This is a genomic window from Granulicella tundricola MP5ACTX9 (genome assembly GCF_000178975.2).
GTDB lineage: Bacteria > Acidobacteriota > Terriglobia > Terriglobales > Acidobacteriaceae > Edaphobacter > Edaphobacter tundricola.
Genome location: NC_015064.1, coordinates 1,642,289 through 1,659,330 on the forward strand (window position 1 = coordinate 1,642,289; position 17,042 = coordinate 1,659,330).

A 17,042-nucleotide genomic window follows, 5' to 3' on the forward strand; every position below is an offset into this window, starting at 1 on the left:
CAGCATCCGGCTGTATCCTGCTAGATGAAGCAATGCATCAGGCCACTATGACAAAAGCCCCGATCCATCCTCTCGAAAAGATCCTTGCAGAACGCATCGCCATCATCGACGGTGCCATGGGCACCACCATCCGCACCTACGGCATGACCGAGGCGGATATGCGCGGCGAGCGCTTCAAGAACCACAATAAGGACCTGCAGAACAACGGTGACCTCTTCTCGCTCACGCAACCGAAGATGATCGAAGACATCCACCGCCGCTTCCTTGAAGCCGGCGCCGACATCATTGAGACCAACACCTTCGGCGCCACCAGCATCACGCAGAGCGAGTTCTTCGTCGACGACCCGCGCGAGCACGGCGGCCGCAAGGACCCCGCCTTCTATCAGAACATCATTGAAGACAAGTTCCTCAACGACCTCGCCTGGGAGGTCAACGAGACCTCCGCGCGCCAGTGCCGTGCCTGGGCGGACCGCGTCGCCAATGACACCGGCCGCCAGCGCTTCGTCGCCGGAGCCATCGGCCCGCTGACCGTCTCGCTCTCCAACTCCCCGGACGCAGACGACGCAGGCTTCCGCGTCGTCACCTTCGACCAGGTCAAAGCGGCCTACATCCACCAGATCCGCGCCCTCATAGCCGGCGGCTCAGACCTCCTGCTCGTCGAAACCATCTTCGACTCCCTCAACGCCAAGGCCGCCCTCGTCGCCATCCGTGAGGTCTTCGACGAAGACAAAGTAGACCTGCCCATCATGATCTCCGCAGCCGTAGGCCGTGGCGGCGAGACCCTCATCTCCGCTCAAACTACGGAGGCCTTCTGGAACGCCGTCAAGCACGTCAAGCCGCTCTCAGTCGGGCTCAACTGCTCGCTCGGCCCCGATCTCATGTACCCCTTCCTCAGCGAACTCTCCGCCAAAGCCGACGTCGCCATCTCCTGCTACCCCAACGCAGGCCTGCCCAATCCACTCTCTGAGACCGGCTTCGATCTCGGCCCGCCCGATATGGCCCGCTTCCTCGGCGGCTTCGCGCAGGACGGCCTCATCAACATCGCGGGAGGCTGCTGCGGCAATACGCCGGAGCACATCGCCGCCATCGCGAAGGCGCTTGAAGGCAAAGCCCCCCGCACCCTCCTCCGTGAGGTCGCAGCGTGAGCGAGACCGTAGCACCCAAGCCCCTCCGCCTCTCCGGCTCGCAGCCCTTCACCCAGCAGGCCGGCGTCTTCATCATGCTGGGCGAGCGCACCAACGTCGCAGGCTCTCCCAAGTTCGCCAAGCTCATCAAGGAAGGCAAGTACGAGGAAGCCGTCAGCGTAGCGCGTCAGCAGGTGGAGAACGGTGCCAACGTCATCGACATCTGCATGGACGAAGGCATGATCGATGGCGTCGCCGCCATGACCCGCTTCCTGCAACTCCTCGCCTCAGAGCCTGAGGTCGCCAAGGTCCCCTTCATGGTCGACTCCTCCAAGTGGGAGGTCATCGAAGCCGGCCTCAAGACCCTGCAGGGCAAGGGAATCGTCAACTCCATCTCGCTCAAAGAGGGTGAGGACAAGTTCCGCCAGAACGCCGCGCGCGTCTTGAAGTATGGTGCCGCTGTCGTCGTCATGGCCTTTGACGAACAAGGCCAGGCCGCCACCTACGAAGAGAAGATCCGCATCTGCGAGCGTGCCTACCGCATCCTCGTCGACGAGGTCGGCTTCCCGCCGGAAGACATCATCTTTGACCCCAACATCCTCACCGTCGCCACCGGTATGGAGGAACACAACAACTACGCGGTGGACTTCATCAACGCCACACGCTGGATCAAGGCCAACCTGCCCCACGCCAAGGTCTCCGGCGGCGTCTCCAACATCTCCTTCAGCTTCCGCGGCAATAACAAAGTCCGCGAGGCCATGCACTCGGCCTTTCTGTATCACGCCATAGCAGCCGGCCTGGACATGGGCATCGTCAACGCCGGCATGCTGGAGCTCTACGAAGAGATCGAGCCGGAGCTCAAGGTCCTGGTCGAAGACGTTCTCCTCAACCGCCGCCCTGATGCCACGGAGCGCTTGGTCGAGCATGGCGAAAAGCTAAAAAACGTAGGCACTGTCGTCACCGCAAAGCAAGCCGAAGAATGGCGCAGCGGAACGGTCGAAGAGCGCCTCTCTCACGCCCTCGTTCGCGGCATTGACGCTTATATCGAACTCGACACAGAAGAGGCTCGCGTCAAACTAGGCCGCCCGCTCCTCGTCATTGAAGGCCCGTTGATGGACGGTATGGGCGTCGTCGGCGATCTCTTCGGCGCGGGCAAGATGTTTCTCCCGCAGGTCGTCAAATCCGCACGCGTGATGAAGAAGGCCGTCGCCCACCTCACGCCTTTCATGGAAGCCGAGAAAGCTGCCATGGAAGCCGCCGGCGAGGTCGTCAAGGCCCAGGGCAAGATCCTCCTCGCCACCGTCAAGGGGGACGTCCATGACATCGGCAAGAACATCGTCGGCGTGGTCCTCGCATGCAATAACTACGAGGTCATCGACATGGGCGTCATGGTCTCGAGCGAAAAGATTCTCACCCGAGCCAAAGAAGAAAAGGTCGATCTCATCGGCCTCTCCGGCCTCATCACGCCGTCGCTCGATGAGATGGTCCACGTCGCCAAGGAGATGGAGCGCCAGGGCTTCACGCAGCCTCTGCTGATCGGCGGAGCCACCACCAGCCGCGCCCACACTGCGGTCAAGATCGCCCCACATTACAGCCAGCCGGTAGTCCATGTTCTCGACGCCAGCCGCGCCGTCCCCGTCACCACCAGCCTCCTCTCGGACGACGGCAAAGCAGACTTCGTCACCAGGCACAACGCGGACTACGAAGCCCTCCGCAAGGCTCACGCCGCCCCCCGCCAGCAGACTGTACCGCTCGCCACCGCACGCGCACGCCATACGCCCATTGAGTGGCGCAAAGAAGATCTCGCCGTCCCCGCCTTCACCGGCGTCCGCGTCCTGGACAACTTCCCCCTCGCCACCCTGCGCGACTACATCGACTGGACCCCGTTCTTCCACGCCTGGGGCCTCAAGGGCATCTACCCGCGCATCCTCGATCACGGAGATCACGGCGAGCACGCACGCCAGGTCCTCACCGAAGGCCGTGCCCTCCTCGACCGCATCATCAACGAGAACCTCGTCACCGCACGCGGCGTCTACGGCTTCTTCCCGGCCAACGCAGTCGGCGATGACGTCACGCTCTACACCGACGAAACCCGCTCCGCCTCGCGCGAGACCTTCCACTTCCTCCGCCAGCAGGCCAACCGCGAAGGCTCGGAACCCTGCCGCTCGCTCTCTGACTTCATCGCGCCGCAGGAGACCGGCCTGGCAGACTACATCGGAGGCTTCGCCGTCACCACCGGCCTCGGCCTCAAAGCCCTCACAGACAGCTTCCGCGCCGCCAACGACGACTACAACGCCATCATGGCGGAGGCGCTCGTAGACCGCCTCGCAGAGGCCTTTGCAGAGTGCCTGCACAAGCGAGTCCGTGACGAATGGGGCTACGGCTGCGACGAAGGCCTCACCCCCGAAGAGCTCATCCATGAGAAGTATCGCGGCATCCGTCCCGCCGCCGGCTACCCCGCCTGCCCGGACCATACTGAGAAGGGAACTCTCTGGAATCTGCTCAACGTCCAGGAGAACACCGGCATTGAGCTTACGGAGTCCTTTGCCATGTGGCCCGGCTCCAGCATCAGCGGCCTTTATTTCGCACACCCGCAGTCCCGTTACTTCTCGCTCGGCAAGATCGGCCGCGACCAGGCAGACGACTACCACCAGCGCAAGGGAATGAGCCTCGCCGAGGTAGAACGCTGGCTCGGCCCAAATCTCAACTACGATCCCGCACAGTAGCCGTCTTTCCCCATAATTTAGCTTCGCAGGAACCAGTTGCGTCAGGTGCCAGACACTCAATAAACTATTTATGCGATTACAGTTAGAGCATCTTCCCGTACGTTGTGGCGGATGAGCTACACCCGGCGGAAGACATGCCGGGGCTGCTCGCGCACACTCACAACGGGACCCCATGACGCCTCCACTTGATCTGCCGCACGAAAAGAAAACTATCCTCCACATCTGCCAGCGCGAGATGCTGCGTCCGCTGCGCGACCAGATTCTCAAGCTCTCCGGCTTTGAAGTTCAATCCACCTGCAGCGCTGATGAAGCGCTCTCCATGTTCTGGGCCAGCCAGTTTGACCTCGTCCTCATTGACGTAGAAGGCCAGACCGCCGTGCATGACGCAGAGCGCCTCTGCTCGGAGATCAAGACCGCCCAGCATGAGCAACTCGTCGCCTACGTCTGCAACTGGCGCGTCGCCATCCATACCGATTGCCCCGACGAGATCCTCCGCACGGAGTTCGATCCCGAAGCCTTTGTTGGTGGCGTTCGCAAGACTCTCGAAGTTCACTAACTTCCCCGCAAGCCCATACATCCACGTCCTCTCACTCGCATCCAAAAATAAATGGAGCGGAGATGACCATGAACAGTTCAACCTCACGGCCCACCACCGATCACAACCAGATTCGGCTGTGGGCCTCTTCCCAAAACGCAATGCCGGCTGAACTCCTGCCTGGCCATGTGGACTCTGTCCCCACGCAGTTGCACTTCTTCATCCCTGGCAATCAATCTCACGAGCCCCGTCTCCGCATCATCGGATGGGAAGATTTCTTCGCCGCGTTTGAGGCTCATGGTCTTGCCTTCGTCTATGAAATCCTTCCCGGCGGTAAGCCGGGCAGACGCTTTGAACTCCTGCAGATCGAAGACAAATCCCCCGCAGCCCAGCAGGCGGATGCTCTCCCGCACGATAGTGACACAGCCCAGCAATCCGCCGAATAGCGGACATTGCTTGCCCCCAAAGTTGTAGCGTGTTACAACAGATCTATTCCAGTCAGCTTCGGCTGATTTGAATTTCATGCAGAGTGGTTGAGGGACGAGCCCTTTGACGCCACGACAACCGGACAGAACAAACGCGTACCGGTGTCAACTCTCTCCTGGAGGACCGAAAGGTCACAGGGTACATGAGATTCGGAGAATGCAGTCCATCAGTTTTTTGACAGGTCTGTAACCCCCCGCATTTCATCCCCCCTAAATCCAGCTCAGAGTGGCCAAGAAGCAAGCCATTATCCCTCTCCACACATTGGAGCTGAGCAATGGAGTATTCCTGTCAGACCTACCAACTGAAGTGCAATGAGTGCGGCCGGACCTACGGCAATCGCCCTCTCTCCGGCTGCCCGGAGTGCCTTGCACCACTCGAAATTCATTACGACTTCGAGGCGATCCAGAAGCAGACCCCCATCACCCGTCAGTCCATTCAGAACGGCCCGCACAATATCTGGCGCTACGCCGCCATGCTCCCCATCCCGGAAGGCTTTGAGCCCGACCTCCCCGTAGGCTTCACCCCGCTCATCCGCGCCAAAAATCTCGGCAAGCGCATCGGCGCCTCCAACCTCTACGTCAAGAACGACTCCGTCTGTTTCCCCACGCTCTCCTTCAAGGACCGCGTCGTCTCCGTCGCCCTCGCCAACGCGCAGAAGTTCGGCTTCAAGACCGTCGGCTGCTCGTCGACCGGCAACTTAGCGAACAGCGTGGCCGCTCAAGCCGCGCGCCTTGGCCTGGACGCCTGCATCCTCGTCCCGGCCGACCTCGAGCCCGCCAAGATCCTCAACACCCTCGTCTACGGTGCGCGTCTCGTCCGCATCGACGGCAACTACGACCACGTCAACCGCCTCTGCACCCAGATCGCCGACGAATACGCCTGGGGCTTCGTCAACGTCAACCTCCGGCCCTACTATGCCGAGGGCTCCAAGACCCAGGGTTACGAGATCGCCGAGCAGCTCGGCTGGCGTCTGCCCGATAACGTCGTCTGCCCCATGGCCGGCGGCTCGCTCATCCGCAAGATCCGCAAGGCCTTCAACGAGCTGATCGCGCTCGGCCTGGTTGAGGACAAGCCCGTCCGCTTCTTCGGCGCACAGGCCACCGGCTGCTCGCCCATCTCGCAGTCCGTCCGCCAGGGCTGGGACTACATTGAGCCGCAGCGCCCCAACACCATCGCCCGCTCGCTCGCCATCGGCAACCCGGCTGACGGCCCCGCCGCCAGCAAGATGATCCGCGCCACCGGCGGCTGGGCAGAGGATGTGTCCGACGTTGAGGTCGTCTCCGGAATGCAGGAGCTCGCTGAGAGCGAAGGCATCTTCACCGAGACCGCAGGCGGCGTCACCACAGCCGTCACCGCCCGTCTCTACGCCCAGGGCCGCATCTCGCCCGATGAGACCACCGTCGTCTGCATCACCGGCAATGGCCTCAAGACCACCGACGCCCTCGTAGGCCGCTTCGACCACCTCGACGCCCGCGCCGTCCGCCCCCGCCTCTCCGACTTCGCAGACTACCTCCGCGAACTCGACGGCGTCACCGAAAACGAACTCGTAGCCGCCGACTGAGAACACAGAACCAACCACCGTAGTCGCACCAAGAAGGAGCACCGCCATCAGCATCAAGATCATTCTTCCCACTGCCTTCATTCGCCACACAGACGGCCAGAAACAGCTCACCAGCCAGGCCGCGAACCTCCCCGCCCTCATCACGGACATCGACCAGAACTTCCCGGCCCTCTCCACCCAGATCAAGGACGAGACCGGCAAGCTCCGCCGTTTCATCAACGTCTACGTCAACGATGAGGACATCCGCTTCCTCGGCGGCGAGACCTACAGCTTCCAGGACGGCGACGAGGTCATGCTCATCCCCTCCATCGCCGGAGGCACTCTCTAGCCCATTTCGGAACCCCCAAGGCAACGATTCCCGCTAAACTCCTCTCTGAGTACAAGTAAGCTTGTGTGCTGCTTCCAGAGTTGAGTTCGCGTATCGACTCGGCGAGGTGCAGACCGCGACACCCTACTCTCCGAAAGAAGGTCTCATGTTCCTCATTCTCGCAGTCGTACTCGTTGTGGCCTGGCTCGGCGGTTTCGTCATGTTCAAAAGCGCCGGCCTCCTCATCCACCTGCTCCTGATCTTCGCAGTGATCTCCATCATCCTGCACTTCGTCACGGGCAGCCGCTCAGCATAAGTCTCTTCAGACGCAACAAGGGCCGGACTCTCAGAGTCCGGCCCTTGCCGTTTTGCCATGAATCTTACTGGTGAGCGGAAGACTGCGGCCCTGCAACCACCGGCGGAATCACCCCGGCCAAAGCCTCGGGTGTCTCCTCCTCCAGCGGCCTCAGCTTCTCCTCCAGTGCAATCTGCAGTACCTCATCCATCTCCTCGACGAAGTGCAGCTTCATCGTGTTCTTGATCAGATCTGGCAGGTCTGCGAGGTCCTTGCGATTATCCGCCGGCAGAATCGCCTCAAAGACACCCGCACGATGCGCCGCCAGCAGCTTCTCCTTCAGCCCGCCGATGGGCAGCACCTTGCCCCGCAGCGTGATCTCGCCGGTCATGGCGATATCGCGCCTTACCTTGATCTTCGTCAGCGCACTGGCGAGCCCCGTAGCGATCGTAATCCCGGCAGAAGGCCCATCCTTGGGCGTAGCGCCCTCAGGCACATGCACATGGATATCGACATGCCGGTAGAACTCCTTGGAGAGTCCAAGGTGCGCCGCCCGCGACCGCGTATAGCTCAACGCAGCCTCAGCCGACTCCTTCATCACATCCCCAAGCTGCCCGGTAGCCGTAAGCTTGCCCTTACCATCCAGTACCTGAACCTCAGTCTGCAAAATCACTCCGCCGACGGAAGTCCAGGCCAGTCCGGTCACAAGCCCAATCTCGCTCTTCTTGTGAACCTCTGAGTCGCGGAACTTCGCCACACCCAGCAGGCTCTCGAGATTCTCCGCAGTGACAAGCTCCTTATGCTCTGGCCCATCCTGAACGACCTTGCGAGCCACCTTCCGGCCCACATTGCCAATCTCGCGTTCCAGATTACGGACGCCGGCCTCACGCGTATAGCCACGGATCAAGGACTTCAGAGCGCCGTCCTCAAATTGGATCTGCTCCTCGGTCAGGCCATTGCCTTCACGCTGCTTCTTGACCAGGTACTGCTTGGCAATCTCCAGCTTTTCGATCTCCGTATAGCCGGAGAGCCGGATGATCTCCATACGATCCTGCAACGGGCCGGGAATCGTATCCAGCACGTTCGCGGTTGCGACAAAGAGCACCTGCGAGAGGTCATACTCGACGTCAAGATAGTGATCCTGGAACTTGTTGTTCTGCTCCGGGTCAAGCACCTCAAGCAGCGCACTCGCAGGATCGCCCCGGAAGTCGCTTGCCATCTTGTCGATCTCATCCAGCATGAACACGGGATTCTTCGTCCCGGCCTTCTTCATCGACTGGATCACCTGCCCGGGCAACGCGCCGATGTACGTCCTGCGGTGCCCACGAATCTCAGCCTCATCCCGTACGCCGCCCAGCGACATCCGCACAAACTTGCGGCCCGTCGCCTTCGCAATCGACTGCCCCAGCGAGGTCTTACCCACACCCGGAGGTCCGACGAAGCACAGAATCGAGCCCTTCGGATTCTTGACCAACTGACGCACAGCAAGAAACTCAAGAATGCGTTCCTTGATCTTCTCCAACCCATAGTGATCCTTGTTCAGAACCTCCTCGGCCAGTTGGATCGAACGGATCTCCTTGGAGCGCTTCCGCCACGGCACAGCCAGCAGCCAGTCCAGGTAGTTGCGGCTCACGGTAGACTCAGCCGACATGGGCGGCATCGCCTCCAGCTTCTTCAACTCCTGCATGGACTTTTCGAGCACATCCTTCGGCATCCCAGCGGTTTCGATCTTCTTCTTCAGCTCATCGAACTCGCTCTTCTCACCGCGGCCAAGCTCCTTCTGGATGGCCTTGATCTTCTCGTTGAGGTAGTACTCCTTCTGCGCCTTCTCCATCTGCCGCTTCACGCGGGACTGAACCGTGCGGTCGATGTTAAGCTTCTCGATCGCAACATCCAGCACATCGGCAATCTTGGACAGACGAACCTCAGGGTCGAACACCTCGAGAAGCTCCTGCTTCTCCTCGATCGAGAGCTGCAGATTAGCGGCAATCGTATCGGCCAGCTTGGAGGGCTCGTCGCCACGAACGCTTGCAGCCATCGTCTCGTAGTTCAGGCTCTGCTGAAGCTTCACATACTGCTCAAACAGCGTATGCACCCGCTGCATCATGGCCTCGACCTGCGGCGTCATCTCCAGGTGAGTCGGCCCGGTACGTACCGTCGCGACGAAGAATCCATCCTCGTCGTTCATCTCCACCGCGCGCGCACGCTCCACGCCTTCCACCAGCACCTTGATGTTGCCGTCCGGCATCTTCACGCTCTGGACGATGTTGCCGATGGTGCCCACCTCAAAGATGTCATCCGCATTCGGCTCATCCATGGAGGCATCGTGCTGGGTCGCCAGGAAGATCTTGCGGTCGCCCGTCAACGCCTCTTCGAGCGCCCTCACGCTGGACTCACGCCCCACCACAAACGGCGTCATCATATGCGGGAAAATCACCATCTCCCGAATCGGCATCATCGGAAGTTTGCGTACGTCGCGGCTCAGTTTCTGTTCTTCGGAAGTTTTCATAGGTCTCCTGAGTTAGACGTTACAGCGCAGTGAACGATGCAACATGCCTCGTCTGCGTTCCGTCGATTGTAAAGCCGGATGAGCCTCAGCGGGGCGGGGAACTGAGACCTCGCATAACTGCTTTCGCTACCTCATCAAAACAGGCACAAACAGAAAAGGCAGACAGCCCGCCGAGGGTCCATCTGCCTTGATCCGCCTTTGTAATTTTCGTCCGTGGTAAGCCTTAGCCAGCCTTCTCCAGCAGCATCGGCAGCGTCAGTGAGTGCTTCTTCACCATCTCCGCCGTGATCGAAAGCTCCTTGACCTTCTTGTTGCCCGGAACGTAGTACATCAGATCCAGCATCAGCTCTTCAAGGATCATCCGCAGACCACGCGCACCCACCTTACGCTGCAGGGCTTCACGTGCAATCTCGCGAGCCGCATCGTCGGTGAACGTGACCTTCACGCCCTCAAAGTCGAACAGCTTGATGTACTGCTTCAGAATCGCGTTCTTGGGCTTGGTCAGGATCTCGATCAACGCAACCTCATCCAATTCATCCAGCACGCCCATCACCGGCAGACGTCCAACGAACTCAGGAATCAAGCCATACTTCAGCAGATCCTGGGGCTCAGCCTGGCGCAGCAGTTCGGCATCGCGCTGTGCACGGATCGGCGTCACATCGCCGTCGAGCTTCTCGGCATCGGTCAGCGTCTTGAAGCCAAGCGCCTTCTTACCCACACGCCGCCCAATCACCTTCTCCAACCCGACGAACGCGCCGCCGCAGATGAAGAGAATGTTCGTCGTATCGACAGCCGTGAACTCCTGGTGCGGATGCTTGCGTCCACCCTGCGGCGGAACGTTGGCAACCGTGCCTTCCAGCAGCTTCAGGAGAGCCTGCTGTACGCCTTCGCCGCTGACATCGCGGGTGATCGAAGGGTTCTCATCCTTGCGCCCAATCTTGTCGATCTCATCGATGTAAATGATGCCTTGCTGCGCGCGCGTGACGTCGCCTTCGGCAGCCTGCAGGAGCTTGAGGATGATGTTCTCAACGTCTTCGCCCACATAACCGGCTTCGGTCAGGGTCGTCGCATCGACAATCGCAAACGGCACATCCAGCACCTTCGCCAGGGTCTGAGCCAGCAGCGTCTTGCCGGAACCGGTCGGTCCCACCAGCAGAATGTTGGACTTTGCCAGCTCCACATCGTTGCCGCGCGTCTTGTTCATCTGGATGCGCTTGTAGTGGTTATAAACCGCCACCGCCAGCTTCTTCTTGGTCTGATCCTGGCCGATGACATACTCATCCAGAGACGCACGAACCTCCTGCGGCTTCGGCAGGTGCGCCGGTGCAGCGCCGGGTGCGGCCTCGGTACGGTCATCCTCAAGAATCGAGTTGCACACAGCCACGCACTCGTCGCAGATATACGCACGAGGATAGTCGGAAGGAGACGAGATCAGCTTGGCCACGGCATCCTGAGCCTTGTGGCAAAATGAGCAGCGAAGTGATTCGTCCGAGCCCCGGGAAGTCTTCATAGGAAACAGCAGCCCCTTCAGTAAAGCCCTAACTAAATTCCAACTCCAAGTTTACACCCGAATCCCTCCCCGCCGCGCAAACGCCCGGGCAGGGAAGACTCAGCCGGAGTACCTTTAGTTTCTTGCAATAAAAAGCCCCGATCCGCAAAAACCAACGCGAATCGGGGCCCCTTTTCCTCAACTCCAGACTACGTCGTACGCGGCCGATCGATGATGTCGTCGATGATCCCGTACTCCTTCGCCTGCGGTGCCGTCATGATGAAGTCGCGCTCCACGTCCCGCTCGATTTGCGCCAGCGGCTGCCCGGTGCTCTTGCTCATCAGCGTGTTCGTGATCTCGCGGATGCGCAGGATCTCGCGCGCGTGAATGTCGATATCCGTCGCCTGCCCGCTCAACCCGCCCATGCTCGGCTGGTGGATCAGGATGCGCGAGTTCGGCAGCGCGAACCGCTTGCCCTGCTTGCCCGCCATCAAGAGAAACGCGCCCATGCTGGCAGCCTGCCCAATGCAAAGCGTCATCACGTCGTTCTTGATGTACTGCATCGTGTCGTAGATCGCCAGGCCCGCCGTGATCGAACCACCCGGCGAGTTGATGTACATCTGGATGTCCTTCTCCGGGTCCTCACCGCTCAGAAACAGGAGCTGCGCAATGATCACGTTCGCAACGTTATCGTCGATGGGCGTACCCATGAAGATGATGTTGTCGCGCAGCAGGCGGCTGTAAATGTCGTACGTCCGCTCGCCGCGGCTCGTCTGCTCGACTACATAAGGAATCAAACCCATTTCGTTCTCCCTTTCAAGGTTTAGCCGGCGAAGAATCGTTCCATCGGCTGTTGTGGTTGCGCGTACGTGGTGTCACCCTGAAAGCAAAGCCGAGGCTGATCCTCCGCCTCGGCTTCTCTTGTTTTACTTGGCCAGCTTCTCGTAGACAACCGCGCCAGTCTTCTCGCGCCGCATCTGCTCGCGCATCCGCTCCAGCGATCCATCCTCGACCATCCGCTGGCGGATCGTCTCCATCGGCTCACGAGCCTGTAGCGAAGCCATCATGATCTCGCGCTCCAGCTCCTCGTCCTCAACCTGCACGCCCTCAGCCTCGGCCATCCGGTCCAGGATCAACGAAGCCTTCACCTCGGCCACGGCCTGGTCACGCTGAGCAGCCCGCAGACGCCCAAAGTCCAGCTTGCGCATGTCCTCCGCCGTCATACCCTGCTGCGCCAGCGCGCGAAGCCCGCGGTCCAGCCGTGCGTCGATCTGCTGCTGCACAAACGACTCCGGAACCGGGAACGAGAACTTCTCGATCATCTCGGACAACATCTTGTCCTTCGCCTGGTTCTCGACCGCAACCTTCTTGCGATCCGCCGCATGCTCACGCAGCTTCGTCTCGAACTCATCCCACGTCTCGTAGTCGCCCAACTGCTTGGCGAACTCTTCGTCGCGCTCCGGGAACGTCTTCTTCTTGATCGTCTTCAGCGTGACGTCGTACTTGACCGTCTGTCCCGCAAGGCGGGGCTCGCCGAAGTCCGCCGGATAGGTGACCTCAAACGTCATCTCCTGGCCGATCTTCTGTCCACGCAGCGCATCGCTGAACGCTGGCAGCGTGTTCGATCCGCCGATCTCGATCAGCACATCCTCGCCCGTGATCTCCTCGGTCTCCTCGGAGTTCGCAGCGCCCTCTTCGCCAACCGTCTGCGCCACATCCTGGATCTGACCCTTGAACTCGATCTCAGCCCAGTCGCCGTCCACCAGCGTGCGATCCTCATCGATCGTCTCCACCGTGCCATGGCTGTCGAGCACACGATCCAGCTCAGCCTTGTACTCCGCATCCGTCAGCTCGGAGCTCGGCTTCTCGACCGCGACAGCGTCGTAGCCCGCGATATCGATCTCCGGCGAAACCTCAAACGCCGCCTTGAACTGCAGAGGCTGCCCATCCACCAGCATCAGGTTCGTCAGTTGCGGCTGCGAGATCGGATTCAGCTTCTGCTCAACGATCGCAAGACGGAAGCGCTCGCTCACCAGCTCATCCAGAACCTCCTGGCGAACCTCCTTCGCAAAGCGCGACTTGATCACCGACTCCGGCACCTTGCCCACGCGGAAGCCAGGAATGCGAGCCAGCTTCTGGTACTTCTTCACCACGGTCCGGAACGACTTCGAAACCGTATCCGCGTCAACTTCTACGTTGATCTCGCGCATCAGCTCCGGGTTCATCGTCGGCTGCTGTTCGTGTACGTGGCCTTCATGGTTGTGGCCTTCGTGGCTGTGGTCGTGCGTGTGCTCATGCGTCTCGGCAAGCGCGTTCGTCTCTTCCACGGGCTGCGTCGCAGTCGTGATCTCTGTCTCTGTCATCTCGGTCGGGGTCAAAAGTCTACCTTCTTGGGCGCGTCAAAATGCCGCTCGTCCAGCCATGCCGGACGAAGCTGCGGCTATCGCCTCACATCCAATGTACGGGGCGCATCCCCCGAGGGTCAAACCCAGCCCACAACCAGCCCAAACCGCCCGCCGGGTCCCACAAACCGGCAGGCGAACCTAAATCAGCGCCCAGGAATCGGAAATAGCTCCAGCCGAACCTTCCACTCTATCGTCTGGCCCGGCAGCAGCGTGGCAATCGGGCTGTCATCCGCGTTCCACTCATGCCCAAACGGGTCATCGTAGTTCGTCTGCGTCCCCACCGAAACAAAGTTCCCCCGCGCCGGCGCATAAACCCGCATCTCGCGGATCGTCGCCGAAACCGCCGTGATCCGCAGCCCATAACCCGCCGCCGGGTCCCGCATCTCCGCCGTCGGCCCCTGTTCGGATGCTGAAGGCTTCAAATGCACCATCGCCTCATCCACGCTGTCGTCGCCCAAGGCCCCACCACGCCCCGCAAAGCCCTGCAGCGCCGCACCCAGCGCCCCAGTCTTCCCGGTCGGGATCGCAGGCGTGCTGCTGGCGATCAGCAGCTTCTCCCCATTCGGCAGCTTCAGCTCAACCTTGCTCCGGTCGCCGCTCTGGATCAAAAACCGCGGATGCCACCCGAGCCCCATCGGCTCCGGCTGATCGCCCGCGTTCTTCGCATCCACCGTCAGCTCCAGCGTCGTCGCCTGCAGATCCGCGCGGACCGAGACGTCGGAGCTTGAGGGCCAGTGCCCGTCGAAGTCCCGCGCACGGAACGTGCCGGACAGCACCGCGCCCTTGTCGGTCTTCGTCACCTCGGCCGTATCCGTATCCTGCCCCTGTAACAGCCCGCCTTCAGCCAGACTCGCTGCCTGCTGCGGCTGGACAGGGATCGTCAACATCTTATCGTTCCACTGTGAAGAAAGCGTCAGCCCCGTAGGCGAGGTCACGCCCGCGAACAACCCGCTCCAAGGTGCCTCCAGGGCCCCATGAACGTCGTTCGAACCGGTCCGAACCGGCCATGAGCCGTCCGTCATCTGCGGAACCGTCGGAGCCACCAGCAGCGGCTGCTCGCCCTTGTTCGGCAGGAAGGCCGTAATCTGCAGCACGCCCAGCCCCAGCCCCGGCAGCAGCGTCGCGGAATGGAACTCCGGCACATACCCGCCCAGCGTCTGCGCCCGCGTCAGCACAATCGGATCGCGTCCACCCGGTCGTTCTTCGCCTCCGCCCGCCGGGTTCGTGTCCCCCTGGATCTTCGTCTCTAACTCATGAAACTTCGCATGCCGATGCGCCAGGTAGATCGCGCCCGTTCCCGCAAGCACCACAAGAATCACCAGGAGGGGAAATGCCGCGGATCGCCGCCCTTCTCTTCCAAACACTCCATGCCACACATCTTCCAGCCGCTTCTTGATGATGTTCAGGTACATCCTGCTGATTCTCTGCTCTTCCAATTTCCCCGCCTCCAAAAAATGCAACTCAACAGATGGACTTGCTACCGCGGCGCTTACCTTACGGCTGCGATCAGAAAACGCACCAGCCGGACTTTCAGATGCACCCGGAACTTACGCCAGCCGATCTCTCGTTGGAAGTTGTCTCGCCAACAGAGCGCGATTCCCATTCTGACACGCTCTTCCCCGTATCATCGAACCCAGTGGCCTCTTCCCCAACATCTCTGCCGCCTGTCCTCCAGTCCATCCGCCGTAACATCGTGGAATGCACCCGCTGCGAGCGTCTCCGCCTCTATGGAGAAGCCATCGGCGCAGCCCGCCGCCGAGCCTACATAGACCAGGTCTACTGGGCCAAACCCGTCCCCGGCTTTGGCGACCCCCGCGCCCGCATCCTCATCCTTGGTCTCGCACCGGGCGCCCACGGAGCCAACCGCACCGGCCGCCCCTTCACCGGCGACGGCTCCGGCTTCTTCATGTACCCCGTCCTCCACTCCCTCGGCCTCGCCAGCCAGCCCACCGCCCTCTCGGCGGACGATGGCCTGAAACTTCGCCACGCCTGGATCGCCTCCGTCGTCCGCTGCGCCCCACCCGGCGACAAACCCACCCCCCAGGAGGTCCGCAACTGCTCCAGCCACCTCGCCGCGGAGATCGCCGCCCTCCCGCGTATCCGCACCGTCGTCTGCCTCGGCAAGATCGCCTGGGACGGCTACCTCGCGCACCTCGTCAACACCGGCATCCTCCAGCGACGCAGCCCATACGTCTTCGGCCATGAAGCCGAGTACATCCTCCCCAACGGCCTTCACCTCCTCGGCAGCTACCACCCATCCCTCCGCAACACCAACACCGGCCGCCTGAACGCCACCATGTTCGCCCGCGTCTTCGTCCGAGCCCGCGAGCTCTCCGGCCTCTAACAACCGCCGCTGTCGTTGCCATTGCCGCTGCTGTTGCTGTTGCTGTTCGGATTAGAGTGGGGCTTTAGCCCCACGTCCAAGGCCCCCGCAAAAACGCGGGCTTTAGCCCCGGGCATCCACCACGTCCAACCAATTCCTCCCCACCGGAATCACACAGAAGGTAGGCTAGGTGGGGCTTTCAGCCATGCCACGCAACACAAATCAAGTTCGAGGTACGCGCATGAACACGAAAAATCTTATCTTCGCCTTCGGCATTGGACTCACAGTCGGCGCCAGCGTCGCTCTCCTGTACGCGCCTCAGAGCGGTGCCTCCACGCGCAAGAAACTCAAGCGCAGCGCGGAAGACGCGTCGGACTACCTGGAAGACACCGCCGAATACCTCAAGGAGCAGGCAGAACGCTTCTCCAGCGAAGCGGAAAAGCTCGTCAAACGCGCCCGCAGCACCGTCGATGACACCATCGATCAGGCCGGCGGAATCGTAGCCGGAGCCCTCAAAACCGCTCAGAAGCTCGTTTAAGATCCCGCTAAACGCGAAAACGCCCCATCGCCTCGAAAAGGCATGGGGCGTTTTTGCGTCCCAAAGAACTATTCCGGCGGCCCAACCGCCAGCACAAAGTAACTCAGCTCCCCATCCCCAACGTTCTTGATCCAGTGCTTATCCCCGGCGCACACCAGCCCCACGTCTCCGGCCTCCATCGTGTGTTCCGTTCCATTGATGAACAGGGAAGCGGTCCCTTTCTGGACGAACCAGATCTCGTTATGCAGGTGCGTTCCCACCGGCTCATGCTCCGCCCCCGCGTCCTGCATCGATTCATGCATCTCCAGCCGGATATTTCCAGCCTTCAGCAGCCCGGACCCAAACGCCCGCGATACATGCTTCGCCTGCGACCCTTTCTTCTCCGGCCCCGCCTTGAACACCCCGGAGCTCAACTCCTTCAGTTCCTTGCCGGTCGTCGCCGCCTGCCCCTCGGCCTCAACCCCACCCAGCACACCCAGCGCCAGCAAACCCGGCATCATCCCAGCGAACTCCCGACGATCCATTAGTGGTAGTACCTCCGCCCAACACCATACACGTCCGCCACCACAACCGTCAGCAACCCGATTAAAATAGAAACCGCAAACCCATACTCTTCAACAACTTACAACTATTTTCACCAACAACAGCCCAAAACTCACGTGTCAAGCCCCCAGCCGCCCAAAATTTTAGCTATCTCCCACAAAATAAGCAGCTTACGGCCAAAAAATAAATGGCGTATTCACC

15 protein-coding genes and 1 riboswitch are annotated in these 17,042 nt (G+C 60.9%); of the genes, 9 read left to right on the top strand and 6 right to left on the bottom strand.

Annotated features, from left to right (window positions below):
- The first annotated feature begins 47 nt into the window (after positions 1-47).
- The 7 genes from ACIX9_RS07045 to ACIX9_RS25665 all read left to right on the top strand — a co-directional run bounded on the left by ACIX9_RS07045 (position 48) and on the right by ACIX9_RS25665 (position 7,055).
- Positions 48-1,145, top strand: coding sequence for a homocysteine S-methyltransferase family protein (locus ACIX9_RS07045; RefSeq protein WP_013579790.1), 1,098 nt, complete (start codon positions 48-50; stop codon positions 1,143-1,145).
- A complete protein-coding gene (gene metH, locus ACIX9_RS07050; protein WP_013579791.1) occupies positions 1,142-3,850 on the top strand; it encodes a methionine synthase in 2,709 nt (902 codons plus the stop codon). Before ACIX9_RS07045 ends, metH begins: the two co-directional genes overlap by 4 nt.
- A gap of 172 nt (positions 3,851-4,022) precedes the next feature.
- Positions 4,023-4,406: a response regulator gene (locus tag ACIX9_RS07055; protein WP_013579792.1), complete on the top strand. Its 384-nt coding sequence runs from the start codon at positions 4,023-4,025 to the stop codon at positions 4,404-4,406.
- A gap of 62 nt (positions 4,407-4,468) precedes the next feature.
- Positions 4,469-4,831 carry a hypothetical protein gene (locus ACIX9_RS23620; RefSeq protein ID WP_013579793.1) on the top strand — a complete coding sequence of 121 codons (363 nt, stop codon included), beginning with the start codon at positions 4,469-4,471 and terminating at the stop codon, positions 4,829-4,831.
- Positions 4,832-4,902: 71 nt separating this feature from the next.
- Positions 4,903-5,020, top strand: a riboswitch (SAM riboswitch).
- Between the two features lie 125 nt (positions 5,021-5,145).
- Complete coding sequence (gene thrC, locus ACIX9_RS07065; RefSeq protein WP_013579794.1) at positions 5,146-6,432, top strand: threonine synthase; 1,287 nt, start codon at positions 5,146-5,148, stop codon at positions 6,430-6,432.
- 139 nt (positions 6,433-6,571) lie between these two features.
- Positions 6,572-6,760 carry a MoaD/ThiS family protein gene (locus ACIX9_RS24630; RefSeq protein WP_332308635.1) on the top strand — a complete coding sequence of 63 codons (189 nt, stop codon included), beginning with the start codon at positions 6,572-6,574 and terminating at the stop codon, positions 6,758-6,760.
- 145 nt (positions 6,761-6,905) lie between these two features.
- Positions 6,906-7,055, top strand: a complete 150-nt coding sequence (locus ACIX9_RS25665) for a lmo0937 family membrane protein (protein ID WP_013579796.1) — start codon at positions 6,906-6,908, stop codon at positions 7,053-7,055.
- A 64-nt stretch (positions 7,056-7,119) separates the two neighbouring features.
- Here the strand turns inward: ACIX9_RS25665 and lon are convergent, their stop codons facing one another.
- The 5 genes from lon to ACIX9_RS07095 all read right to left on the bottom strand — a co-directional run bounded on the left by lon (position 7,120) and on the right by ACIX9_RS07095 (position 14,849).
- Positions 7,120-9,543 carry an endopeptidase La gene (gene lon / locus ACIX9_RS07075; protein WP_013579797.1) on the bottom strand — a complete coding sequence of 808 codons (2,424 nt, stop codon included), beginning with the start codon at positions 9,541-9,543 and terminating at the stop codon, positions 7,120-7,122.
- A 223-nt stretch (positions 9,544-9,766) separates the two neighbouring features.
- Entirely contained in the window at positions 9,767-11,053 is a 1,287-nt protein-coding gene (gene clpX, locus ACIX9_RS07080) for an ATP-dependent Clp protease ATP-binding subunit ClpX (RefSeq protein WP_013579798.1), read from the bottom strand.
- A 188-nt stretch (positions 11,054-11,241) separates the two neighbouring features.
- On the bottom strand, positions 11,242-11,835 hold the full coding sequence (gene clpP / locus ACIX9_RS07085) for an ATP-dependent Clp endopeptidase proteolytic subunit ClpP (RefSeq protein ID WP_013579799.1): 594 nt from the start codon (positions 11,833-11,835) through the stop codon (positions 11,242-11,244).
- Positions 11,836-11,958: 123 nt separating this feature from the next.
- A complete protein-coding gene (gene tig / locus ACIX9_RS07090; RefSeq protein ID WP_013579800.1) occupies positions 11,959-13,395 on the bottom strand; it encodes a trigger factor in 1,437 nt (478 codons plus the stop codon).
- A gap of 185 nt (positions 13,396-13,580) precedes the next feature.
- A complete protein-coding gene (locus ACIX9_RS07095; protein ID WP_013579801.1) occupies positions 13,581-14,849 on the bottom strand; it encodes an aldose epimerase family protein in 1,269 nt (422 codons plus the stop codon).
- Positions 14,850-15,073: 224 nt separating this feature from the next.
- Here ACIX9_RS07095 and ACIX9_RS07100 point away from each other — a divergent pair, with 224 nt between their 5' ends.
- Together ACIX9_RS07100 and ACIX9_RS07105 are read left to right on the top strand one after the other, a co-directional pair.
- Complete coding sequence (locus ACIX9_RS07100) at positions 15,074-15,781, top strand: uracil-DNA glycosylase (RefSeq protein WP_232298811.1); 708 nt, start codon at positions 15,074-15,076, stop codon at positions 15,779-15,781.
- Between the two features lie 220 nt (positions 15,782-16,001).
- Positions 16,002-16,298, top strand: coding sequence for a YtxH domain-containing protein (locus tag ACIX9_RS07105; RefSeq protein WP_013579804.1), 297 nt, complete (start codon positions 16,002-16,004; stop codon positions 16,296-16,298).
- 68 nt (positions 16,299-16,366) lie between these two features.
- On the opposite strand, the gene ACIX9_RS07110 is transcribed toward ACIX9_RS07105, so the two are convergent.
- Complete coding sequence (locus ACIX9_RS07110) at positions 16,367-16,822, bottom strand: cupin domain-containing protein (RefSeq protein WP_157477372.1); 456 nt, start codon at positions 16,820-16,822, stop codon at positions 16,367-16,369.
- Positions 16,823-17,042 lie beyond the last annotated feature (220 nt).

Excerpts from the sequence above, each read along its gene's own strand:
- ACIX9_RS07045 (WP_013579790.1), top strand. The coding sequence starts at position 48 with ATGACAAAAGCCCCGATCCATCCTCTCGAAAAGATCCTTGCAGAACGC.
- ACIX9_RS23620 (WP_013579793.1), top strand. The coding sequence starts at position 4,469 with ATGACCATGAACAGTTCAACCTCACGGCCCACCACCGATCACAACCAG.
- thrC (WP_013579794.1), top strand. The coding sequence starts at position 5,146 with ATGGAGTATTCCTGTCAGACCTACCAACTGAAGTGCAATGAGTGCGGC.
- ACIX9_RS25665 (WP_013579796.1), top strand. The coding sequence starts at position 6,906 with ATGTTCCTCATTCTCGCAGTCGTACTCGTTGTGGCCTGGCTCGGCGGT.
- lon (WP_013579797.1), bottom strand. The coding sequence starts at position 9,543 with ATGAAAACTTCCGAAGAACAGAAACTGAGCCGCGACGTACGCAAACTT.
- ACIX9_RS07110 (WP_157477372.1), bottom strand. The coding sequence starts at position 16,822 with ATGGATCGTCGGGAGTTCGCTGGGATGATGCCGGGTTTGCTGGCGCTG.
- tig (WP_013579800.1), bottom strand. The coding sequence starts at position 13,395 with ATGACAGAGACAGAGATCACGACTGCGACGCAGCCCGTGGAAGAGACG.
- ACIX9_RS07105 (WP_013579804.1), top strand. The coding sequence starts at position 16,002 with ATGAACACGAAAAATCTTATCTTCGCCTTCGGCATTGGACTCACAGTC.
- clpX (WP_013579798.1), bottom strand. The coding sequence starts at position 11,053 with ATGAAGACTTCCCGGGGCTCGGACGAATCACTTCGCTGCTCATTTTGC.
- ACIX9_RS07055 (WP_013579792.1), top strand. The coding sequence starts at position 4,023 with ATGACGCCTCCACTTGATCTGCCGCACGAAAAGAAAACTATCCTCCAC.
- ACIX9_RS07095 (WP_013579801.1), bottom strand. The coding sequence starts at position 14,849 with ATGTACCTGAACATCATCAAGAAGCGGCTGGAAGATGTGTGGCATGGA.
- clpP (WP_013579799.1), bottom strand. The coding sequence starts at position 11,835 with ATGGGTTTGATTCCTTATGTAGTCGAGCAGACGAGCCGCGGCGAGCGG.